The sequence below is a fragment of the Nocardia yamanashiensis NBRC 100130 genome (assembly GCF_001613325.1).
Taxonomy (GTDB): domain Bacteria; phylum Actinomycetota; class Actinomycetes; order Mycobacteriales; family Mycobacteriaceae; genus Nocardia; species Nocardia yamanashiensis.
Window position 1 is genome coordinate 78,197 of sequence record NZ_BDCD01000018.1, and the last position, 21,068, is coordinate 99,264.

Annotated in this window: 21 protein-coding genes; 6 read left to right on the forward strand and 15 right to left on the reverse strand. The window is 70.0% G+C overall.

Going from position 1 to position 21,068, the window contains the following annotated elements; all coding sequences use genetic code 11:
- The first annotated feature begins 8 nt into the window (after positions 1-8).
- Complete coding sequence (locus NY1_RS20525) at positions 9-1,634, forward strand: alkaline phosphatase D family protein (RefSeq protein WP_067715769.1); 1,626 nt, start codon at positions 9-11, stop codon at positions 1,632-1,634.
- Here NY1_RS20525 and NY1_RS20530 read toward each other — a convergent pair.
- The 4 genes from NY1_RS20530 to NY1_RS44640 form a co-directional block, all read right to left on the reverse strand.
- Complete coding sequence (locus NY1_RS20530; RefSeq protein ID WP_067715772.1) at positions 1,612-2,880, reverse strand: CHAT domain-containing protein; 1,269 nt, start codon at positions 2,878-2,880, stop codon at positions 1,612-1,614. The genes NY1_RS20525 and NY1_RS20530 overlap by 23 nt on opposite strands.
- Before the next feature lie 82 nt (positions 2,881-2,962).
- Positions 2,963-4,489 (reverse strand): tetratricopeptide repeat protein, encoded by a 1,527-nt coding sequence (locus NY1_RS20535; protein ID WP_067715775.1) that lies wholly within the window; start codon positions 4,487-4,489, stop codon positions 2,963-2,965.
- Entirely contained in the window at positions 4,489-5,664 is a 1,176-nt protein-coding gene (locus tag NY1_RS20540; protein WP_067715777.1) for a proline dehydrogenase family protein, read from the reverse strand. Before NY1_RS20540 ends, NY1_RS20535 begins: the two co-directional genes overlap by 1 nt.
- Entirely contained in the window at positions 5,661-7,166 is a 1,506-nt protein-coding gene (locus tag NY1_RS44640; RefSeq protein WP_233434426.1) for a hypothetical protein, read from the reverse strand. Before NY1_RS44640 ends, NY1_RS20540 begins: the two co-directional genes overlap by 4 nt.
- Before the next feature lie 148 nt (positions 7,167-7,314).
- On the opposite strand from NY1_RS44640, the gene NY1_RS20550 reads away from it, so the two are divergent.
- The 3 genes from NY1_RS20550 to NY1_RS20560 all read left to right on the forward strand — a co-directional run bounded on the left by NY1_RS20550 (position 7,315) and on the right by NY1_RS20560 (position 9,479).
- The gene (locus tag NY1_RS20550) at positions 7,315-7,866 is read left to right on the forward strand and encodes a lipoprotein LpqH (protein ID WP_067715780.1); all 552 of its coding nucleotides are present in this window, start codon (positions 7,315-7,317) and stop codon (positions 7,864-7,866) included.
- 83 nt (positions 7,867-7,949) lie between these two features.
- Positions 7,950-8,732 carry a hypothetical protein gene (locus tag NY1_RS20555; RefSeq protein ID WP_067715783.1) on the forward strand — a complete coding sequence of 261 codons (783 nt, stop codon included), beginning with the start codon at positions 7,950-7,952 and terminating at the stop codon, positions 8,730-8,732.
- Between the two features lie 129 nt (positions 8,733-8,861).
- Positions 8,862-9,479 carry a DUF4328 domain-containing protein gene (locus NY1_RS20560; RefSeq protein WP_157762398.1) on the forward strand — a complete coding sequence of 206 codons (618 nt, stop codon included), beginning with the start codon at positions 8,862-8,864 and terminating at the stop codon, positions 9,477-9,479.
- On the opposite strand, the gene NY1_RS20565 is transcribed toward NY1_RS20560, so the two are convergent.
- On the reverse strand, positions 9,473-10,474 hold the full coding sequence (locus NY1_RS20565; RefSeq protein WP_067715788.1) for a polysaccharide deacetylase family protein: 1,002 nt from the start codon (positions 10,472-10,474) through the stop codon (positions 9,473-9,475). The two genes, NY1_RS20560 and NY1_RS20565, sit on opposite strands and share 7 nt — an antisense overlap.
- 121 nt (positions 10,475-10,595) lie before the next feature.
- On the opposite strand from NY1_RS20565, the gene NY1_RS20570 reads away from it, so the two are divergent.
- Positions 10,596-11,924: a putative glycoside hydrolase gene (locus NY1_RS20570; protein WP_233434408.1), complete on the forward strand. Its 1,329-nt coding sequence runs from the start codon at positions 10,596-10,598 to the stop codon at positions 11,922-11,924.
- Between the two features lie 17 nt (positions 11,925-11,941).
- Here the strand turns inward: NY1_RS20570 and NY1_RS20575 are convergent, their stop codons facing one another.
- Both NY1_RS20575 and NY1_RS20580 read right to left on the reverse strand, forming a co-directional pair.
- The gene (locus NY1_RS20575; RefSeq protein WP_067715792.1) at positions 11,942-13,171 is read right to left on the reverse strand and encodes a cytochrome P450; all 1,230 of its coding nucleotides are present in this window, start codon (positions 13,169-13,171) and stop codon (positions 11,942-11,944) included.
- An 84-nt stretch (positions 13,172-13,255) separates the two neighbouring features.
- Positions 13,256-14,059 (reverse strand): class I SAM-dependent methyltransferase, encoded by an 804-nt coding sequence (locus NY1_RS20580; protein ID WP_067715794.1) that lies wholly within the window; start codon positions 14,057-14,059, stop codon positions 13,256-13,258.
- 109 nt (positions 14,060-14,168) lie between these two features.
- Between NY1_RS20580 and NY1_RS20585 the strand changes: the two genes are divergently transcribed.
- Positions 14,169-14,858, forward strand: coding sequence for a winged helix-turn-helix transcriptional regulator (locus NY1_RS20585; protein ID WP_067715797.1), 690 nt, complete (start codon positions 14,169-14,171; stop codon positions 14,856-14,858).
- Between the two features lie 166 nt (positions 14,859-15,024).
- Here the strand turns inward: NY1_RS20585 and NY1_RS20590 are convergent, their stop codons facing one another.
- The 8 genes from NY1_RS20590 to NY1_RS20625 all read right to left on the reverse strand — a co-directional run bounded on the left by NY1_RS20590 (position 15,025) and on the right by NY1_RS20625 (position 21,057).
- On the reverse strand, positions 15,025-16,227 hold the full coding sequence (locus NY1_RS20590; protein ID WP_067715800.1) for an MAB_1171c family putative transporter: 1,203 nt from the start codon (positions 16,225-16,227) through the stop codon (positions 15,025-15,027).
- 4 nt (positions 16,228-16,231) lie between these two features.
- Positions 16,232-16,789: an ImmA/IrrE family metallo-endopeptidase gene (locus NY1_RS20595; RefSeq protein ID WP_067715803.1), complete on the reverse strand. Its 558-nt coding sequence runs from the start codon at positions 16,787-16,789 to the stop codon at positions 16,232-16,234.
- Between the two features lie 3 nt (positions 16,790-16,792).
- On the reverse strand, positions 16,793-17,248 hold the full coding sequence (locus NY1_RS20600; RefSeq protein WP_067715805.1) for a hypothetical protein: 456 nt from the start codon (positions 17,246-17,248) through the stop codon (positions 16,793-16,795).
- 129 nt (positions 17,249-17,377) lie between these two features.
- Positions 17,378-18,556, reverse strand: a complete 1,179-nt coding sequence (locus NY1_RS20605; protein ID WP_067715808.1) for a cytochrome P450 — start codon at positions 18,554-18,556, stop codon at positions 17,378-17,380.
- Between the two features lie 66 nt (positions 18,557-18,622).
- Entirely contained in the window at positions 18,623-19,486 is an 864-nt protein-coding gene (locus tag NY1_RS20610; RefSeq protein WP_067715810.1) for a DMT family transporter, read from the reverse strand.
- Between the two features lie 201 nt (positions 19,487-19,687).
- Positions 19,688-20,143, reverse strand: a complete 456-nt coding sequence (locus tag NY1_RS20615) for a pyridoxamine 5'-phosphate oxidase family protein (protein WP_067715813.1) — start codon at positions 20,141-20,143, stop codon at positions 19,688-19,690.
- Between the two features lie 243 nt (positions 20,144-20,386).
- A complete protein-coding gene (locus NY1_RS20620; RefSeq protein ID WP_218028404.1) occupies positions 20,387-20,830 on the reverse strand; it encodes a type II toxin-antitoxin system VapC family toxin in 444 nt (147 codons plus the stop codon).
- Complete coding sequence (locus tag NY1_RS20625; protein ID WP_067715814.1) at positions 20,827-21,057, reverse strand: ribbon-helix-helix protein, CopG family; 231 nt, start codon at positions 21,055-21,057, stop codon at positions 20,827-20,829. Before NY1_RS20625 ends, NY1_RS20620 begins: the two co-directional genes overlap by 4 nt.
- Between the last annotated feature and the right edge of the window lie 11 nt (positions 21,058-21,068).

Sequence of the window (21,068 nt, forward strand, 5' to 3'; positions counted from 1 at the left end):
CGTTGCTTATGGCTTTGTCGCGGCGGGAGTTGTTGAGGTTCGGCGGGGTGGGGGCGTCGGCGGTGCTCGTGGGTGCGGGCGCGGTGAGCAGCGGGCGGTTCGCGGCGTCGCGGCGGATCGGCGGCGATCCGTTCACGCTGGGGGTGGCGTCGGGGGATCCGGCGCCGGACGGGGTGGTGTTGTGGACGCGGCTGGCCCCGGATCCGCTCGCGCCGGACGGGCACGGCGGGATGGCGCTGGCTCCGGTGAGCGTGGATTACGAAGTCGCGCACGACGAGTACTTCCGGCAGGTGGTGGCGCGCGGAACGGTGGTGGCGACGCGGGAGCTGGCGCACAGCGTGCATCCGGAAGTCGGTGGGCTGGAGGCGGATCGGTGGTATTTCTATCGATTCCGGGTGGGGTCGGTGATCTCGCCGGTCGGCCGGACCCGGACCGCGCCCACGGCCGGGCAGGCGGTGTCGCGGTTGCGGTTCGCGTTCGCTTCCTGCCAGTCGTGGCCTTCGGGGTATTTCACGGCGTACGAGCATATGAGTGCCGAGGATCTGGATCTCGTTGTGCACCTGGGGGATTACATCTACGAGCGAGGGTGGCGGTGGGGACGGCTGGGGACGCCGGTCGATCCCGGGTTCCGGGACGAGGTGTTCGATCTGGCGGGGTATCGGCTGCGATACGCGCAAGCCAAGAGCGAAGGGCCGTTGCGGGCGGCGCATGCGGCGTTTCCGTGGCTGGTGACCATGGACGATCACGAGGTCGACAACAATTGGGCGGGCGATACCGCCGGGATCGGGATCGATGTCTATCGGGTGCCGGCCATGTTCCGGCGGCGGCGGGCCGCGGCGTTCCAGGCCATGTACGAGCATCAGCCGTTGCGGCTGGCGCAAATGCCTTCGGGGCCGGATATCCTGCTGCACCGGCGGTATCGGTACGGCGATCTGGCCGAGATCACCATGATCGACACCCGGCAGTATCGGAACAAGCCGGCGTGCGAGCCGGGGTTGCTGTGGGGCGGATGCACGGATCCGGCCGCCGCGGATCGCACCATACTCGGTGCGCGGCAACGGGATTGGCTGCTCGATGGGTTCAGCAGCTCGAACGCGCGGTGGCAGGTGATCGGCAATCAGGTCGCCATGGCGCGATCGGATTACGATCCGGGGCCGGGGGTGGATCTGGGGTCGGACGGGTGGGACGGGTATGTGGCCGACCGCAATCGGGTGCTGGGCGGGGCGTCGGAGCGCGGGGTGCGGAATCTCGTCGTGCTCACCGGGGATCGGCATCACAACTACGCGGCGGATCTGCGGCGGGATTACGCCGAGCCCGAATCGCCCATCGTGGGAGCGGAATTCACGGGGACGTCGATCACCTCCGGCGGGAACGGGTCGGATATGAACGACACCGGGCGGGATCTGCTGGCGGCCAATCCGGATCTGAAGTTCTTCAACGGGCAGCGCGGGTATGTGCGGGTCGAGGTGGATCATCGACTGTGGCGCAGTGACTTCCGGGTCGTGCCGTATATCGACCGGCCGGGCGCCGGGGTCGAGACGCGGGCGGGTTACGTCGTCGAGGACGGGGTGCCCGGGGTCACCGCCGCCACCGCGCCGTCGGCACCGGCGGTCACGCCCGCGCATCCACGGTAGCCAGCGCCGCCCACAGCAGCGGGGAATGCTCGATGCTCGATGCGGCCTGCCAGGCGGCGAGCTGCTTGCGCTGCCAATTGTTCAGTGCGACAACCGGATCCGGCTCCTCGTGGGCGGCGTCGACGGCGCGGATGGCGTGCTGGAGCGGGCGGCTGCCCGGCGGGGCGCCGCCCAGGCGTTCGAAGGCCAGATCGGTGGGCAGCGGCCAGCGCCCGGCCGTGACCAGCTCCGCGCCGCCGGTGAGCATGGCGGAGATCAAACCGAACGCCTCCCCGAAGCGCAGATCGCCGCCGCTCTCGCAGGCGATGAGCGCCACCCGGCTGGGAATCGGCCACAGTTCCGGGCCGGTGTGCGGCTCCGGGGCGAGGGTATGGGTGCCGAGCAGCAGATCCCGCGCCGACAGTGGCCGGTGATCACGCTGCGCCGGAGCGAAACCCACCGCATCCGCCGTACACGCCAGATGCATGGTGGCCGACTCGCTCTGCCCCGACGCGGGCGCGACCGCGGTGACATGCCCGACATAGAGCAGCCGGGACGCCCCCGCCCGCAAGGCCTCCCCCAGCCACTCCCGATCCACATCGGTCCGCCGGAACACTTCCACCGGATCCCCCGTCGCCGGCACCAGCCGTCCGCGCCGCGCCAGCTCCGCCACCAATTCGGCGACCGGCGCATCCGCCGTCATCCGCCCGAGCACGGACCCCAGCACCGAATCCGCCCGGAACCCCGGCACCCGCGGATCCAGCACCGCCACAACCGGCAGCTCCCGAGTCTCGTTCCAGGACTTGGCGATCCGCGCCGGCGCCTGCACGATCCCCGCCGGGGCCAGGACGCTGGTGTCCGCCATATCCAGCAACCGCAGGCCCGGATCGGGAGCCAGCAGCTCCCACGGCAATTGCGCCACCCGCGGCGACGGCTGAATCCGCAGATGCGGCCGCAGCCCCTTGCTGTGGAACTCGTGCGTAGCCACGGCGAGGTTGTACGGCAGAAACGCCGCCGAAAGCTCCTGCGCCAGCGCATGCTCGGACTCGAACGACGCCAATTCCCCTTCGGTGAGCGCGAATTCGAGTCCGAACGGGTCTCCCGGGGCGGGCAGCGCCGCCGAGAACCGCCGCATGGCTGCCTCGAGTTGCTCGCGCGGCACCACACCGATCCCGGGCGGAGCCGCGTTGTCCAGCCACCGCCAGGTGATGAACAGATCCCCCGCATCTGCCATGCGCACCAGAGCCGTCGGCCGCACCGTCGTCATCCGGTCACCGCCCGCGGCCTGGATGGAAGCGCGGCACGGCAGGCGTGGTGGCGATCCTTCACCCGGGTACCGCCGTATCGCGTCATGAGCGGACCAGCCGGTCGTCGCGGAGTGGGCGGCCGTAGCGTTCCTCGGCGGCGGTGATCCAGGCGGCGAGGGCGATGTGGTTGTCGGGGCCGACGGCTACGCGGGGCGGCGGGGCGACCGGTAAGCCTGCTGTCGCGGCTACGGCGGCCAGCGCGGTGCCGAGTTGGAGGGCGTCGTCCGCCGGGCCCGAGGGGGTCGGGGGCGGGGTGAGGGGGCGGCGCGCTTCGAAGGGGGCGACGGGGGGTGCGGCGAGGCGGGATATGTCGAGGGTGGTTCCGGCGCATTGGGTTTCGATGAGGTCGGCGATGAGGCGGCCGTCGCCGGCCAGGTAGGCGTAGTGGAAGGCGACGCGCATGGCGGGGTCGGCGATGCGGCGGTTCCAGTTCTCGCGTTGGGCGCCGTCGGGGAGCTCGTAGCGGACGGCGTCCAGGGCGAGGGCGGCGGGGAGGGCGAGATCGACGGCTCGGGCCAGCAGGCCGGGGACGGATTCCAGGAGCGGGCCGAACATTTCGGCGAGCCAGAAATCCATTTGGGCGCAATGCAATCCGAGACCGCGTTCGGCGAAGACCGTGCGGGCGGCGACCACTTCGGCTTCGGCTTCCTGAAAGCGGCCGGCGGCCATGGCGACGGAGGCGAGGCGGGTGCGGACCTCCGCCGCTTCCATGATCGCGCCGGAGGCTTCGAAGCTGGCCAGGGCCGCGCGGTATTCGACGTCCGCCGTCGTGTGCTCGCCGCGATGCTCGGCGAGGAAACCCATGAGCTTGCGGCCGACCCCGGCGCGCAGGGTGACGCCCGCCGCTTCGAAATACTCCTGCGCGGGCCGCAATACGGGCTCGATGTCATCGAACCGCCCGGCCCGGACGAACATCAGCGCCAGATTCAGCTGCGCTTCCGCCACCCCGTCCCGTGCCCCAGCAGCGTCGAACGCCACCAGCGCCTGCCCCGCGAAATCCTCCGCCAGCTCCCAGCGCCCCGTCTCGAAATGCGCTGCCGCCAAATTCATCAGCGCATGCCCCGCCCGGTCCGGCACGTACCGCACCGCCACCCCGAGCGATTCGTTCGCCAGCTCGATCGCCCGAGACCACTGCTGCCGATACACCGCCAGCGCCGTCGCCGCCACCAGCGCCGCGAACCGCATCTCCCCCGGCGCGCCCTCCTCGGCCACCAGCACCCGCGCCCGCTCCAGCGCATCCTGAGCCCCATCCAGATCCCCCAGATGCTGCAACGCCTGCGACAACCCGATCCAAGCCCCCGGCCGCATCCGCGGCCCCGGCCCCGTCATCTGCGCCAGCGCCGCCCGATACTTCGCCGCCGCCCCCGCATGATCCCCCAGCTGATCCAGCACCGTGGCCACATCCACCATGGCGCACACCCGCAAATCCCCCGTCTCGACCCGCTCCGCCTCCTCGAACGCCCACAGCGCCGCCGCGAACTCCCCCCGCCCCACCAGTTCGGCCCCCGCCCGCAACAACTCCGACTCCCCCTCGCCTTCCGGGGAATCGCCGGTATCGGCTTGCACCATCAGAAGTCCGAATCGTCTGCGGCGGCGGCTATTTCGGCGAGCAACGGGGCGTCGGCCGCGGTGTCGCCGACCGTGGTCCCCGAGGCGAAGCGCAGGCGGGCGGCGGCGAAGTCGCGGATTCGGCGGCGGACTTCGGGCGTTCCGGAATCGTCGAAGACGCCGAATCCTGGGACCCGGATGTCCACGCGGGCAACCGATCCCGAGGATGGGATCCGGATCGCTCCGGTCCAGACGTCGCCGGACAGCCGGAGGGCAGTCTCCGCGACGTCGGCGTCTGCGCGCCGATGGCCGTTCACCGCATCGGACCGTGTGCCGTCGGCACGCCGTGTGCCGTCGGCGTGATCACCGCCTTCGGCCGTGCCGGTCGGCTGCACACGTGCCCAGGGGCGGAGGTGCGCGGGCACCGCGGCCGGCGCGCCGGGGGCGGCGGCGACACTGATCGCGACGGTGGTGATTCCCGCCGCGCGGGTCACCTGCCAGGAGACGGCGCGTTCGGAGGCGTCGACCAGGCCGGGCGGGCAGTGCCGCCAATCCCAGCCGTTGGTGCCGCGGGCCAGGGTCAAGGCGTCGGGGTGGGGTGGTTCGGCGCCGGCCGCCAGAGCGTAATCCGATGCGCGCGGGAAGGTTTCGATCAGGGCCGCCAGCTCCGGGGCGATGGCGTCCGCACCGTCCACGAGGGCGTCGCATTCCTCGGTGAGGGCGGCGATGTCGCGGTCGAGCAGGGCCGGGTCCAGCGCGGCGATGCCGTCGAGGGTGGAGGCGGGCCACCAGCGAGCGGCCCAGTGCGCGTACGCGAGGCGGCGGGCGCTCACTGCCAGCGGAAGCAGGGCGGGGGTGGCGGTTTCCCCGCCGGGGATCGCGGGGTGATCACCCGGGAGCGTGTGGTGCGTGCCCGGGGCCGTGAGGTTTTCGGCGGGATGGGCGTCGGCCAGGGCGAGGGCGATCGGTTCGCCGTAGATGGCCCACACCCAGTCCTGGGCGGCGTCCACGTCGTCGATGACGGCGGCGGGGAGCAGTCGGCCGTCGAGCACATTCCAGGTGAGGTGGCCGCCCGTCACCTCGAGCACCATGGTGTCCACGGTGGCCGGGCTGTCGAGCACGGTCGGGGTCCCGGGCGGGAGCAGACCGTAGAGGCCGCCACCGTAGGGGTGAATCCGCAAGGCCGAGCTGGTCATCCCGCCCTCGATTCCATTGCTTCCGGTTCGTTCACACTGGTCGCGAGCGCCCGCTTCACGCGGGTGCGGTGGTCGAGAATCACCGACCGGGCGACGCCGTCCAGCACATCCCAGAGTTCACCGGCCGAGTACAGCGGGAACTCCCGGACGTCCCAGCCGTGCAGTCGCGCCCACAATCGTCGCAGATAGGGCCGCCAGGGCACCTGAAGGTCGGCCGCGATAGCCGCCAGCGGACCGGTGGTCGCGGCCGGGTCCGTCCGAACCGCCAGCCGACGCGCTTGCAGCACATAGGCTTCGCGCTGCCACCGGCCGTTGATCACCCGGGCGGCGGCCGTGTCCGCCCGCTCGCCGCGGTCCGTGCCCACCCGCACGCCCCCGTCCGTACCCACCCGCACGCCGCCGTCCGCGCCCACCCGCTCGACGGCGTCCGTTCGGCTCGGACCGTCCGCAGCGCCGGACGCCCCGGCGCGTGGAGTCCGTACGCCCGTACCGCTCACCGTGGCCGCGGTTCCGGCGATCTCGTGCACCACGTCGAGTCCGGTGCGTGCTGCGGGCAGGCCCGCGATGGGGCGCAATTCCTGTGCGAGCACCGCGCCGGCGGCGGCCGCCACGCGCAGTGATTCGTCGAGCAGCGCCCAGGGCGCGCAGGCGCGGGCGATCTCGGCGGCTACCAGTTCGGGGATTTCGGGGAGGTCGGCGCGTTCGCTGGAGGCTTGGAGAACGGTGAACACCCGCTCGTGGACGGTGCGGTCGAAGGGCAGGCCGAGGGTGGCGGTGGCGGCGGAGGTGCCGACCATGGGCGGGAGCGGTTGCGGATGCAGGGTGAGGCCGAGTTCCTGTGCCGCGCCGGTGTTTTCGTCGAGCCAGAAGGCGATGCCGGTGTGGGTGCCGGCGAGCGCCGCGACCAGGTCGTCGAGGTCGATGTCGGCCGGGGCCTCGCCTAGTCGTTCCGCGGCGCAGGCATCCAGCAGCAGGGCGAGCTGGGCGGTGTGGCGGGTCGCGGGGGTGTGCGGGCGGCGGCCCCACGCGGTGGCGATCAGGGCCGCCAGGTCCCGTTCCCGGGCCGGGTCGGTGAGGTATTCGCGCAGCGCCTGGGTGGTGCGGCCCGCGGTCAGATCGTGGATTTCCCGCAGCGCGGCTTCGGCGGCGGCCCGGTCCCGGGTGGCGTCGGGCATGCCGGAGCGCGTCGCCAGTTCGAAGCAGCGCTGGAAATACTGGTCCTGGGCATTGCCCTCGGTGATGCGCAGCGCCCGCCGGGTCTGCTTGAGCAGGGTGAACCAGGCGGCGGTGGCACGCAGGACATCGGAGGCGGCATTGACGCGGGTGGCCAGCAGCACCGCTCCGTCCTCGGTGAGCACCGCCCCCGCGCACAGCGGATTTTGAACCGGGCGAATGACCAGCGGATCGAGGATCAACTTCACGGTGCGGCGCAAAGGCCCCCCATGCGGTCCGCTCAACGCCTCGACGCCGTCGAGATGCCGCCAGACCTCGTCCAGCACCATGGCCCGCGGTCGTCGCATTCGCCCAGGTTAGCGGAGTGCGGCGCGGATTCGCGCACCGAAAGTTGGGATCGGTAGGGCACGGCCGGATTCCTACTGTTCTGGCAACGGCTCCGCACGAGAGCCGGAAGAACGAGAACAAGGAATCACCATGAACGCCAAATCCTTCCGCCGCACCGCCACCGCGCTCGTCGCCACCGCCGCCGCCATCGCCCTGGTGACCGGCTGTTCCGACGACAAGAGCAGCACCACCGTCACCGAGCGCTCCAGCTCCGCGGCCCCGGTCGCCCCCGGCACCCCGGCCCCGACCGGCGGCAAGTCCACGGCCATCGTGGACGGCAAGGCCATCGACGCCAAGTTCGACACCACCTGCGCCAAGCAGGGCGGCACCCTGGCCCTCGCGCTCACCGACCTGGACAACGCCACCTACGGCAACCTGAGCGTGAGCGCCACCCTGACCGGTGACGACACCGTGCAGGCGGTCGGCATCGCCGGCACCAAGGGCGGCAGCAACGGCTCCCCGTACGCGGTCGGCTACGGCAACGGCGTGCCCGGCGGTTCGGCCAAGGTCACCAAGAGCGGCAACACCTACACCGTCACCGGCGAGGGCGTCGGAGGGGTCGACCTCGCCAATCCGCTTGCCGGACCGAAGAACTCGAAGTTCGAGATCGTCTTCGCCTGCTCCAGCGTCGTCGGCGGGTAATGCTCCACCCCCGCTCATGCCGGATTGGCATGAGCGGGTTAGTTCCCCTTTCCCGTTCCCGCACAACACTTCCCGAGGACATCATGACCAAGAACATTCGCGTCGCCGCCCTGGCCCTGGGCGGCCTCGCCATCGCCTACTACCTGTGGAACGGGCTCACCTCCGACAGCGTGTTCGGCTGGGTCGGCTGGCAGCTGGCCCTGCCGATCATCGCCCTCACCCTGATCCCCATCGTGTTCGCGTTCACCGGCGAAGGCATCATGTCCGCCTTCACCGGCCTGAACAGTTCCGAATTCCGGGACGGCGAACTCGGCATCGGCACCGTCCGCGCCTTCGCCCAGACCGGCCTGACCGTCAACGACCAGCCGCAGATCCGGCTCGATATGCAGGTCGAGACCCAGGACGGCAAGACCTTCGACTCGCACGCCAAGATGATCATCCCGCTCACCGAGCTGGCCCTGCTGCGCCCCGGCGTGGTGCTGCCGGTCCGCTACCTGCCCGGCCGCACCGATCGCGTCGAGGTCGACCTGTCCGGCGATACGGACGGCGCGCAGGAAGCCATGAACGCCAGCATGATTCGCAAGGGTTTCACCACCGAGGCCAAACTCGACATCGGCCGCCGCGGCGTCCCCGCCCAAGCCGTGGTGCGCGCCCTGTCGGTGCCGGGCGAGATCCGCGACGGGCACTCCCGCCTGGATCTGACCCTGGTGGTCACCCGCCCCGACGGCAGCACCTTCGAGACCCGGACCGAGAAGTTCCTGCCGCCCGCCAGTGTGGCCCAGGTGCAGGTGGGCCGGGTGGTGCAGGTGCGGTATCTGCCGGAGAACGAGCGCGAGGTGGTGCTGGCGCTGCCGGTGAACACCTGAATTCGGTTCCGGAATCCATTGAGCCGCAGGCATAATGCCTGCGGCTTTCGCTTATCCGGCGACTATTCGTGGTTCATCGGTAGCTGTCAGCATCGCCCCGATCCACGAGTGCAGCAGGAGGCGCTGTCAATGAACACCACCACGGGTTACGCCGGGACCTTGCCCTTACGCGGACGGGCGATGGCGGCCTCGATCGCCGTATTCGCCGCGCTGCTGGGACCTTTCGCCATGGCGGCCGCCACGCTGACCTTCGGCAACAGCCAGGACACCGATGCGGCGCGCGGCGGAATGGCGTTGCTGGCCATCGGTCTGCTGCTGACCGTCCTGCTACGTCCGGTGGCCGCGATCTGCCAGGCGAGCTGGCTGTCCCGGGCCCGCGCCAACGCTGATCTGTTCGCCCCCGCAGCCGGTCATCGCCTCGCGGCCGGCTGGGCCGTCGGCGGCTGGTTCGTGCCGGTGGCGAGCTGGTTCGTGCCCGCGCTGGTGGTCGGCGACGTGGTCCGGGCGAGCGACCCGGCCGGAGCCGGTCTGCGAGCGGTGGCGGTGTGGCGGTCCGCCCGGGTCCTCGGCGATCTGGCCTTGCTCATCGGAGTTTTCAGCCTGTTCTCGCTCGGGCGCGACGGGGTGTCCACCCTCGCGCAAGCGTTGATCAGCGCCGCCGTCTCCTATCTGGCGGCCGCACTGGCGCTGCGCTCGGTCGCCTGCACGGTCGCGGGCTGGCAGGACGGGCGTCGCCCGAATCAGTAGGGCCGGGCCTGACCGGACCAGCGGGGCGCGAGTTCGGTTCCCAGCGCCGACGGGAAGGACACGTGCGCCGGGTCGCCGTCGGCGGTGTAGCGCTGCTCCGGGTGAGCCGCCAGCTGGTCGAGCCAGTATCCGGAATCGAACGGGACATCGCCGCGCCCGGATCGGATGCGCGGAATGCCGTCCGGGTCGAGCGCGCCGAAAGGCGCTGGGGCCGGGTTGGATCCGACCAGCAGCACCCCGTCGAAGGCATAACCGACGCCGCCCCAGCTGCCCGCGCGGGCCAGGGCGCGATCCGATGGCGCGATGCCGAGCGGGAGCGCCATGGTACGGACGGCGTAACCGGGCACGGTGGCGCCGATGGCCCGTACGTTCTCGGCGAATTCCTGCTGCACACCGGTCGCGTCCAGGCGGCCCAGGTTGGCGTGACTCGCGGTGTGCGCACCGATTTCGTAGCCGTGCGCGGCCAGCCACGGCAGCGCGCGCGGATCGTTGCCGAACGGTTCGTTGTTCACATAGAACGATGCCGTCGCCGGGAAATCCGGATGGCGGGCCGCGAACTCCTCCAGGACGCCGACCGCGGAATCCGGTGCGACCGCGCCGCTGTCGGTGAAGCTGAGCTGACTGCGGGTGGAATCGTCGAAGGTGAGAACCACCGGATGCGTACCGGCGGGCAGGTTCAGATCCCCGGAAAGGTAGCGGGACAAGGTAACCGGACGATAGCCCTCGCGGTAGAGCCGATCGAGTTCGGCGCTGAATTCGGCCGGGGTCTGATCGTATTCGCCGCCCGGCACCGCCACGATCTGGTGATACATGAGCACCGGCACCAGTCCGAGCTCATTGGCCGCGACGGTTGCGGGATCGGGCGGCGGCGCGGTGGTCGAGGCATCGGCGGGAGCCACCACCGCGGCGGCCGGATCGGCGGGCGAACCGCATCCGGCGAGGGCGGCGCACATCAGCCCCGCGGCGACCATCCGGACCACAGATCCCCGCTTCATCGCCGCAACGCTACGCCGCGACAACGGTTTTGGGATGATCTCGGTAAAACCGGCCGCACCGCGTCACCCAGCGGCGATAGTGATGCCAAAACGTCTGTGGAAGTTGGTGTGTGCCTTGCTCATGCGGCTCCGGTCATCCAACCGGCGACGGTTCGCCCTGTTCACGATCGGCGCGGTGCTGGCCCTGCTACTCGGCGCGATCCTGCTCACCGCCGGGGGCAGGGATCCCTCCCGCGCGACGGCCGACACCGAACCCCCGGGCCTGGACCTCATCCAGCCCGATCCCGTTGGCTCCTACCGGGATCCGGTGACGCTGCGCGGCGTCGCGGCGGGCGCGGAACGGGTGTCGGTGGGCGAGCAGTCGACGCAGCCGGGCCCGGACGGGGCGTTCGAGCTGCGGCTGTCCCAGCGCCCGGTGAACGCGACGGTGGTCGCGGTGGACCACGCCGGAAACCAGACCACCCGGCCGCTGACCGTGAATTTCGCGCTGCCGCGGCTGCGCGCGGTGCACGTGACGGCCTACGGCTGGGCCTACGAGGGCCTGCGCGAACCCGTGCTGGACCTCGCCCGGCAGGGTCTCATCGACACCGTGCAGCTGGATATCAAGGACGAGGACGGCGTCGTCGGCTACGACTCGCAGGTGCCGCTGGCGCGCGAATCCGGTGCGGCGACCACCATCTACGACGCCCGCGCCGCCCTCACCCAGCTGCACGACATGGGCATCCGGGTGGTGGGCCGGATCGTGGCCTTCCGTGATCCCACCATGGCGACCTGGGCCTGGCACAACGGCCGGCCCGACTGGGTCCTGCAGAATCCGTCCGGCGCGCCCTACTCCAGTCACTACGGACCGGTCGCCTTCACGAATTTCGCGAACCCCGAAATCCGGGCCTACAACATCGATCTCGCGGTCGAGGCAGCCAAGCTCGGCTTCGACAGCATCATGTACGACTACATCCGCCGCCCGGACGGCAGCCTGTCCAGCATGATCTTCCCGGGACTGACCGAGACGCCGTCGGAGTCCATCGCCGGATTCCTGCGGGACAGTAGGGATCCGGTGCACGCGGCCGGAGCCTCGGTCAGCGCCGCCGTCTTCGGCATCGCCGCCACCCGCCCGGACGAGATCGCCCAGGACATTCCCGCCATGGCACGTCAGGTCGACTACCTCGCGCCCATGCTCTACCCGTCGCACTGGAATTCCGGCGAATACGATGTCGCCAGCCCGAATTCGCAGCCGTACGACATCATCTTCCGGTCCTTGCAGGACTTCCGCGCCCGGGTGGAGGGCACCGGCGCGACCATCGTGCCGTGGCTGCAGGACTTCAGCCTGGGCGTGTCCTACGGCGACGCCCAGGTGCGCGCGCAGATCGACGCCACCCGGGACGCCGGTTACGACGGGTTCGTGCTGTGGAACCCCGGATCGACGTATCACGGTGGCGCACTGCGTAATTGAGCGCCACCGCGACCCGGCTACGGCAGCGGCAACGTCGGCGTGGCCGGGAACTCGACCGGCAGCGCGGTAAGCGCCCGGTGGAACGGCCCGGGCCGCCACACCAGCTGGTCCGGCGCGACCGCCAGCCGGATCTCCGGAATCGCGTCCAGCAGTTGATCGATGGCCTCCTGCGCGATCAGATACGCCATCGCGCTGGCCGGGCACGCGTGCGGCCCCGCGCCCCACGCCAGATGCGATCGATTGCCGACATGGCCCACGACGCTGACCGCCGGATCCGCGTTGCAGGCGGCGATGCTGATCACCACCGGCTGATGCGCGGGCAGCCACACGTCCTCCACCAGCGTGGGCTGGCGCGGAAAACTGATGCAGAAGTTGGCCATCGGCGGATTGTCGAACAGCACCTCGTCCAGCGCGTCCCGGGTGGCCAGGCTGCCGCCGACCAGGCTGCCGCCGAAACGTTCCTCGGTGAGGGTGAGCAGCAGCGAGTTCACGATCAGGTTCTGCTGCGGTTCGATGCCCGCGCCGTAGAGGGTGGCCAGCTGGTGCACCATCTCGGCATCGGTGAGCTCGGCGGGATGGCCGAGCAGCCGACTGGTCAGGTCGTCGCCGGGGGCGGCCCGCTTGTGCGCGGCCAGTTTCGACAGCGCGTCCACGAGCAGCTTGTTGCCGGCTCCGGCGTCGACGCCCTCGAAAATGGCCGCGAATCCGGCCGCCGCCTGCCGCGCAATCTCCTCCGGACAGCCGAGCAGCTCGTTGAGCACCGCGAAGGCCACCGGAAAGGCGTACTCGCGCACCAGATCCGCGCTGCCGCGCGGTCCGAAGGCGTTGATCAACGGCACCGCCACCCGCGCCACCGTGGCCGGCAGGGCGAAGTGATCGACCTTGTCCAGGCCGGCGGTATTGGCCTGCCGGTAGCGGGCGTGCTCGGCGCCGGAATTGCGCAGGGCGTTGGGCCGCCATTGCATCATGGGCAGCACCGGGCAGTCCTCGGGCACATCGCGCTGCCAGGTGCGCGGGTCGGCCGGAAAGCGGTCCGGATCGTTCATGATCCGGACCGCCGTGTAATAGCCGAGCACCAAGGTGGCCGGCACCCCCGGCGCGAGTTCCACGGGCGCCAGCGACCCGTATTTCTCGCGCATCTCGCGATAGACCCGCTGCGGGTCGGCGGCGAACTCCGGGGTGTACATCGGCACCCGGGCGCCGGTGTGTTCGAGCGGGGATCCGTGTGGGAACGCGGATGTGATCATTGCAGGCACTCCAGAATTCGGGCCATCGAGCCCCGCGAGCCTAAGCAGCGGACCGTCCGGTCGCACACGGATTCGCGTTTCCGCTCAGCGCCGGGCGGTCACCAGCAGATACTCCCACTCCATCCGGCCGCCGCCGAGATCGTGCCGGGCCGCCAGATCGGCCAGTTCCCGATCGAGTCCGGCGATCCGCTCGAGGTCGCCGGCCAGGGATTTGTAGACCGCCACCGTCGGACCGTAGTTGGTCTTGAAGAAGTCGCGGAACGCCGCGCCGTCCGGGAAGCAGTCCACCACGGCGTGCTCGCGGGTGAATTCGAGCTCGGACACCTTGTCCCCCAGCAGTTTCCGCACATGCTCGGGATCGCCCCAGAGCGGCGGCTGGGCGCCGGCCGGGGGCGGCGGCGCGTAGGGCTTCATGGTGGCGAACATCTGCCCGATGAAACCGGCCGGGGTCCAATTGATCAGCCCGATAGTGCCGCCCGGCGCGGTCACCCGCACCAGTTCATCGGCCGACGCCTGATGGTGCGGCGCGAACATGAGCCCGACGCAGGACAGCACGATGCCGAACGCGCCGTCCGGGTACGGCAGCCCCTGGGCGTCGCCTTCCTCCCAGGTGACGTCCACTCCGCGCGCGGCGGCCAGCGCCCGGCCCGCCTCGAACAGTTCCGGCGTCAGATCGCTGGCCACCACGTCGGCTCCGGTCGCGGCGGCCGGAATGGCCGCGTTCCCGGATCCGGCGGCGATATCGAGCACCCGGTCGCCGGGGCCGACACCGCAGGCCCGGACCAGGCGCGCGCCCAGCTCCGGGATCACCGTGGCGGCCACGCTGGGATAGTCGCCCGAAGCCCATACGGCCCGCTGGCGGGTTTTCACATCGAGAGGCAAGGTCATCGAATACTCCTGATTCGGTAGTGCGTCCCCAACAGCGTCCGATGCGCTCCCCACCCGCGACCAGTTCAACATCTGTACCGGTGCGCCCGCGGGATGCTCTACTGGACCCATGCCTGGTTACGGGGAGTTCTGCCCGGTCGCGAAGGCGATGGATGTGCTGGACGAACGCTGGACGCTGCTGGTGGTTCGCGAATTGCTCTTGGGCAGCAAGCATTTCAACGAACTGCGACGCGGCAATCCGAAGATGTCACCGGCGCTGCTGTCGCGCCGCCTGCGCTCGCTGGAACGCGCCGGCATCCTGCTGCGCGAGGTGGACGACACCGGCCGCACCTCGTATCGGCTCACCGAGGCCGGACACGAATTGTCCAGCGTCGTAGAGGCTTTGGGCGCGTGGGGCATGCGCTGGATCCCCGACCTCGGCGAGGAGGATCTGGACCCGCACCTGCTGCTGTGGGATATGCGCCGCACCATCCCCCTGCACACCTGGCCCCCGGATCGCACCGTACTGGCCCTCGAATTCACCGACCTCGACGGCAAGGCCGCCCGCTGGTGGCTGATGGTGCACCGCGCCGAAGCCCAGCTCTGCGATTACGACCCCGGTTTCGAGGTGGCCGCCACCCTCCGCACCACGCTACGCACCCTCACCGAACTCTGGCGCGGCGACCGCACCTGGCCCGCCGCGCTGCGCGAACGCACGGTCGAGATCAATGCCACCGCGCCCGTCCAGCGCGCGGTCCCCACGTGGATCGGCAGTTCCAGCTTCGCGAAGATCCCGCGCGTCGATCAGGGCCGGGCGTAGACGATAAGACCATGCGTCCGTGGGATTTTGGACGGGTGTGGTGTTCGACGAAGGGGATGTCGAACACCAACCCGCATCGGCAAGGATAGCCCTCCGCGGGGGCGGCGCAAGTCGTGGCGTTTCGGAATACGGTTTCGCACAGGGGATTTCGATACCCCGGCGGGGTTCATGCGGCCGGGGACTCCAGTCCGGCGCGGACCGCCGCCACCAGCGGCGAGGTGCGGTAGGCGGTGGCCACGGCCACCAGCCAGGCCAGCTCGCCCTGCACGGTGGGCTGAGGCGGATGGCGAAAGGTGTCGCCGTGGTCGATGGCGGGCGCACCGGTGCCGTGCGCGTGCAGGGCGGCCGCGATCCGGGCCGCTTCGACGGCGGCGGGGCGATCGGTGGCGGGGATGCCCAGTTCGGCGGCGAGACGTTCGGCCCGGGCGGTCGTTTCGGGGGTGAGGTGCGGTTGCAGGAGCAGCAGGGTGTCGCGGATCTCGATGACCCGGCGGTAGACGCGATCGCGGGTGGGGCGGCGGGTCACCGGGGCGGCATCGGACAGTTCGGGGGCGGCGGCGCGCAGATCCGACCACAGCGGATGCAGGCGGGGCAGCGCGCGCACCCGGTGCAGCACGCCGGCCGCCTGCGGCAGCAGCGACGGGCACAGGTAGCCGAGCAGCATGACGGCCGCGCCGAGACTGGCGAAGGCGGGGGCGATCTCGGTGTTCAGGCGGAAGGCGTCGATATCCGCCCAGGCGGCGGCGATGGCGGCGACCTTGCCGATGCTGTAGCCGACCGCGATCAGCGAGCCGATGCCGAGCAGGCGTAAACCGATACGCAGCCAGGGCTGTTCGCGGGTCTGCGGCAGCCAGGTGCGGCAGAGCTGGGCGATTCGCAGCAATCCCGCCGTGTAGGCGAGCAGGTAGACGCCGAGGAAGGCGTCGACCGCTCCGGTTCTCGCGTAGTGGTAGTCGAAATCGGTGGCGTGCACGGCGTCGTGCACCGGCGCGAGGGCGAACAAGGCCACCATGAGCGCCACCACGACGGCATTGACCAGCATGACCGTGCGCGCACGGCTCCACGGCGCGGCCGCCGCCGGGCCTTCGGGTTCGACCAGGTACGCCGTCCACACCAGCTGCGACAGCACCGCCGTGGCGATGGAGGAGTAGACGATCAGCGTCGCCAGGTTCGGCACGCCCGAGACCCGGCCGATCCATTCGTAGATCTGCGGGACGGCCGCTTCGAAACCCGTTGCGGCGCAGGCGATCGACACGGCCACCGCCCAGCGCGCGGGCGCGTGCGGGGCGCGGGCGGCCAACACCAGCCGCCAGGCGCAGGCCAGCACGGCCAGCGCGCCGATACATCCGTAGGTGAGCGCGAACTGCACGTGATCAGTCTTCCCCGGGGCCGAGCGTATCGAGCAGATTGCGGATATCGGCGGGCACCGAATCCGGGAGCACCCATTCGGCGTGCGGCGTCCAGCGCGAAATATGGTGGGACATCAGCAGATCGGCGATGTGCTCGGCTTCCTGTTCCTGCTGTTCGGAGGAGCAGGTGCGGCCCAGCATGCGGCGCACCACCGCCGGGTCGATATTCGGGGCGAGCAGGCGCAGCGCGTCCTGGCCGGTGACGGTGACCGTGCGATGCCCGGCCAGCAGGTGCCCCAGTTCGTGGCACACGATGTGATCCTGATGCAGTGGCGACGTATCGCTCTGGTAGGCAATGAAATCGATATCGCGGGTGACCAGCAGTCCGCCAGACAGGCCCGCCACCGGGAACCGTTCGGGGCGCAACCGCAGCGGCCGCTCCCGGCGCGCCGCCAGCGCCGCGGCCAGCTGGGTCACCGTGAAACGACCGGTCAGCCCCAAGTGCCGCAGCTCCCGCCGCAGGCCGCGCCGGTCCATCATCGCACGCTCACCGTCGGAGCCCGCCCAGGCCGCGATTCGCATGGCTCACATATCTCCCCCGCCGTGCTCGGCCTCGATCCGCCGCAATACGTCCAGCATCGCCACGATGGCCTCGGCGCGCACGATACCGTGCGCCAGGCCGTCCCGCAGGACGAGTTCCAGGGCTTCCCCGTCGGCTTTTCCCTTGAGCGCGTTGACCAATGCGAGTTCGCGGCCGCGCGCCACCGCCAGCTCCGGATTGGTCAGCGGATCCAGGCTGTCCAGGCCGAAATACACTCGCAGCGCGTCCAGGGTCTCGAAGGACGGGTTCACGGTCTGGCCGGTGCGCAGCTTCCACAGGTAGTTCGCCGACAGCGCGAAACCGGTGGTGTTCGCGATGTCCTCGGCCAGCGCGCGATGGGTGATCTCCACTTCGCGGCCCGCCACGGTGGCCGGCGGGTGCATGGCATTGATCAGCGTGGTGAGTGCGCTGGTGAACGGATGCTGTTGTGCGGCAACCATTCGAATCGTGTCTCCTGCAGTTGACAGGCGCGGTGAGCGCGATCATATACTCAGTCCGATTTCGCGACCAACCGCCGAACTCGTTGTCCCAGAAGGGGAGGACACCGACGACCGGCGCGGCCGCCGAAGTCAGGATGGGGCGATCGACGCGGCTCGCCCCATTCGGGAAACGGCGACCGGCAAGGTGAGCGGTCCTCGGTGCCGGAACCCCGAACGCCACGGAATCGACTGCGCGTCAACGGCGATGCGCGGTGCGGGCCAGTGGTCGTAGATCGCCTGCAGCACGGCGCCGATAACCGGGCGTACCAGCGCATTGCCCACACAGGCGTGCGCACCGTGCCCGAGTGCGAGCTGCGGATTGGGGTTCCGGCGCACGTTCAATTCCATTGGGGCGTCGAAGATTTCCGGATCGTGGTTGGCGGCGGCCAGGCAGAGCAGTACCGTCTCGCCCGCTCGCACGGTGTGACCGGCCAGTTCCAGATCGGTGCGGGCGAAGCGCGGACCGGCCAGGACCTGCGGGGACAGGAAGCGCAGCAGTTCGTCCACCGCCGTGGTGGGGTCGGTCGCGGTCTGCAGGGCGGCGAGTTCGCCCGGGCGGGCGGCGAAGGCGTGCACCGCGCCGGCCAGCACGTCCATCAGCACCTCGTACCAGACGAACAGCAGGTAGAAGAGCAGTCCGGCGGTCTCGCCGGGGTCGCCGGAGTGCACCAGGCGGCCGAGCATGGTGGCGTCGCCGTCGGTGCGGCCCTGGGCGAGTGCGCCGGTGATGACGCGCTGCATGATCTCCAAGGTGTCGCGGGCGCGCGGGCGGGCATCGGGGCGCAGGGTGGTGTTCGCCCACTCCGCCAGGGCCGTGCGCTGCGCCGGGGACAGGCCGAGCAGTTCGCCCAGCAGCAGGCCGGGTAGCGGCAATGCCACGCGCTCGACGAAGTCGAATTCCGTGGCGTCGTCGAGGGTGTGCAGCCAGGGAGCGATGAGATCCCCCGCCCGCTCGCCCCATTCGCCCGCGCGGCGCAATTCCCCGACCACCGCGCCGCGCAATCGGGCCAGCTGGTCGGGTTCGCTGTTCTGGAAGACGTCCAGGGGCGGCGGTACCGCGAAGCCGCGGTAGTCCGTCTCGCCCGCATATCTCAGATTCGTGGACAGCCGCTCGTCCAGCAGGCCGGCCCGCACCTCCGGATACCTGGTCACCAGCCAGGCGGGCGGGCCGTCCGGCGTCAGCACCCGGTGCACGCCGCCGTCATCGCGCAACTCCCGCAAGACATCCCACGGATCCCGGGCGAACGCCGCATCGAAGATACTTCGCATCGAGTCATCATCTCCTGTGCGGCCCAGGCCATTTCGCGGACCTCACCGATCCGCCGATATCCGCGACTACCCCGGCTCGGCCTGCGAACGGGACAGCCCCACCGCCGTCACGCACATGACCAGCACCGCGAGGGCCGTGACGAACAGCCCGAAACCGTGTGCGCGCAGGCGCTCGTCGAGCACCGTGCGGCCCAGGAACGCGGCGGCCAGCGGCTCCGCGATCGTCACCGCCGGCAGCGAAGCGGCCAGCGGGCCCACCTGATACGCGCGCTGCTGCAGATACAGGCCGACCACGCCCGAGGCGACCAGCGCCCAGGTTTGCCAGCTGCTCAGCACCTCGCCCACACCGTGCTCGAAAAGGTCGGTCACGTAGGACGTCAGCGCCGCCGCCAAGCCGAAGAGGGCACCGCCACCAGCGCCGAGCAACAGCGCCCGCTCCCCCGCGCTTGCGCGCCTTCGGATCTGCGGGGCCTCCGCGGCTGCGACGCAGATTGCCACTGCGCCGAGCAGCACCGCGAGGGGTATCAGCCAATCACGCAGCGGCGCGGTCGAATTGCCCTCGGTGGGGTTGCCGATCACCACGAAACACACCAGTGCGGCGGTGAGCGCCACCGCCATACCGAGTTCGCGTCCGGTGATCCTCCGCCCGTTCAACCGGGCGGCGAGCGGCAGCGCGAAAACCAGCGCGCTCACCAGGATCGGCTGCACCAGCAGCACCGCGCCCAGGGCCAGCGCCGCGACCTGCATGCCGTAGCCGCCCGCATCGCCGACCATCCCCGCCCACCAGCGCGGATTCCGGATCAGCGACCCGATCAGCGGCTGGTCCGCCGCGACCGACGCCGCGGCCCGCTGCTGCGCGACGGCGGCGATCGCGAACAACAGGGCCGCGAGCAAAGCGCAGGCAATCGCTCCCACCGGATGATTCGGCATCCGGCCAGTCTGCCGCACCGCACCCGTTTTTCCCGGCGATGCCGTCCCCTCCACGGCACCGCCGGAGCGCGGCGCTGCGCTCGTGGCAGGTGTTTGCCGAGAAAGAGTGAAGCGCATGCCATGTCATACGAACAAGCCGAACGACTAACCCTGAATAGGGTCTGCGTGCTTCTGGTCACATGCGCGCCCCCGCGCGCACGACTATTCGCCCGGCTGCATCGGATTCGAATAAACCCGGCTGGGCGTCACGAACACCAAGGTCCCCCGCTTCTCCCGCATCACTTGCTCATACGTATCCCAGTCCTGCTCCACCCCCGCCGCCGCGAAAACCTCCCGCACCAGCAGCCGCTGCTTCTCACTGTCGATCCCCGCCTCCGGATCATCGGGCCCGATCAACCGAGCCGTCCCCTCCACCGTCATCCACCGCCACCCGCTCCGCACGGTGAGCGCAATCGCCGGATTCCCCCGCAAATTAGCCAGCTTCGCGGTGGCACTCGGCGAAACGAACCCCACCGCCTCCACCCCCGTCACCGGATCCGGCAACACCCCCGCATTCACCACGGTGGCCTGCGGAGTCCCATCCCCCCGCACCGTAACCGCCACACTCAGCCCGAAATCCAGCGCAACCAGCTCCGAAAACCCCTTCAGATCACCCACGACACTCCTCCCATTCGACCACCTCGACGGATTCGCCACGAGATTCTGCGCCACTCCCCACCCCTTGCCACAAGCCCCCCACCGCGATATACGTTGAAAAGGGAAGCGAATTCCGCACGCACCTCGCCAAAGTCTGCATAGACGGCATAGCCTTCATGACCACCTCCAGACTCAGCGACGACGCCGTAACCCGAGTCCCCGAATGGGACAAAACCTGCCCCACCCCCAAAACCAAGTAGCGACTCAGTCGCCCTGGAGCAACAGCCGGAACGACGGATGGGCGGGAGTCAGTGGTCGCACAGCACGAAAGTCCTTCTCATCCAACGTCAATAGGTCGTTGGTGAGGTAACGCTCGGCAAGCACAACGGTGACCGCATCAGCCAGATCGAGCCGCAAACCGCGATACTGCTCGATGATCTTCTGCGCGACCCGGAGATCATCGCGATCCACCGGCGGCACCAGGACCGCGCCCTCCTCGGCCGAGGTGAGCAGGTCGTCGAGGACGAGATCGGCTGTGCGGCGGTCTTTTCCGAACCGCGCGACGAGCAGATGATCGACTTCGTCCAGCACGAGCGGCGAAACAACCGCCACCGATGTGGAAAGGAATTCCCGCGCCCGTTCGTGCAGTTCGGCGGCACGGTCGTAGGCGGCGATAATGGCCGAAGTGTCTGCGATGAAGAAGCTCACTCGCCGTATGCCTCGCCGAGCAAGTCCTCACTGTCGGCAGCGAATCCAGGATCGCCGGAATCGAACGACGGCCACGGACGAGTACGCCGAACCCGATGCGCCCGCAACAGCACCAGGTCGATCCCCTCACGGATCAAATCAGCTTCCGACCGACCCGAAGCTGCTGCCGCCTCCTTGAGACGGGCAGCCTGTTCAGGATCCAGGTACACGCTCGTTTTGGCCTTCATAAACGTAGGGT

Coding starts and splice junctions, on each gene's coding strand:
- NY1_RS20555 (WP_067715783.1), top strand. CDS start 7,950: ATGACCAAGAACATTCGCGTCGCCGCCCTGGCCCTGGGCGGCCTCGCC.
- NY1_RS20550 (WP_067715780.1), top strand. CDS start 7,315: ATGAACGCCAAATCCTTCCGCCGCACCGCCACCGCGCTCGTCGCCACC.
- NY1_RS20565 (WP_067715788.1), bottom strand. CDS start 10,474: ATGAAGCGGGGATCTGTGGTCCGGATGGTCGCCGCGGGGCTGATGTGC.
- NY1_RS20580 (WP_067715794.1), bottom strand. CDS start 14,059: ATGACCTTGCCTCTCGATGTGAAAACCCGCCAGCGGGCCGTATGGGCT.
- NY1_RS20535 (WP_067715775.1), bottom strand. CDS start 4,489: ATGGTGCAAGCCGATACCGGCGATTCCCCGGAAGGCGAGGGGGAGTCG.
- NY1_RS20625 (WP_067715814.1), bottom strand. CDS start 21,057: ATGAAGGCCAAAACGAGCGTGTACCTGGATCCTGAACAGGCTGCCCGT.
- NY1_RS20525 (WP_067715769.1), top strand. CDS start 9: ATGGCTTTGTCGCGGCGGGAGTTGTTGAGGTTCGGCGGGGTGGGGGCG.
- NY1_RS20595 (WP_067715803.1), bottom strand. CDS start 16,789: ATGCGAATCGCGGCCTGGGCGGGCTCCGACGGTGAGCGTGCGATGATG.
- NY1_RS20530 (WP_067715772.1), bottom strand. CDS start 2,880: ATGACGACGGTGCGGCCGACGGCTCTGGTGCGCATGGCAGATGCGGGG.
- NY1_RS20560 (WP_157762398.1), top strand. CDS start 8,862: ATGAACACCACCACGGGTTACGCCGGGACCTTGCCCTTACGCGGACGG.
- NY1_RS20610 (WP_067715810.1), bottom strand. CDS start 19,486: ATGCCGAATCATCCGGTGGGAGCGATTGCCTGCGCTTTGCTCGCGGCC.
- NY1_RS20540 (WP_067715777.1), bottom strand. CDS start 5,664: ATGACCAGCTCGGCCTTGCGGATTCACCCCTACGGTGGCGGCCTCTAC.
- NY1_RS20605 (WP_067715808.1), bottom strand. CDS start 18,556: ATGCGAAGTATCTTCGATGCGGCGTTCGCCCGGGATCCGTGGGATGTC.
- NY1_RS20585 (WP_067715797.1), top strand. CDS start 14,169: ATGCCTGGTTACGGGGAGTTCTGCCCGGTCGCGAAGGCGATGGATGTG.
- NY1_RS20570 (WP_233434408.1), top strand. CDS start 10,596: ATGCGGCTCCGGTCATCCAACCGGCGACGGTTCGCCCTGTTCACGATC.
- NY1_RS20575 (WP_067715792.1), bottom strand. CDS start 13,171: ATGATCACATCCGCGTTCCCACACGGATCCCCGCTCGAACACACCGGC.
- NY1_RS20600 (WP_067715805.1), bottom strand. CDS start 17,248: ATGGTTGCCGCACAACAGCATCCGTTCACCAGCGCACTCACCACGCTG.
- NY1_RS44640 (WP_233434426.1), bottom strand. CDS start 7,166: ATGGTGCTGGACGAGGTCTGGCGGCATCTCGACGGCGTCGAGGCGTTG.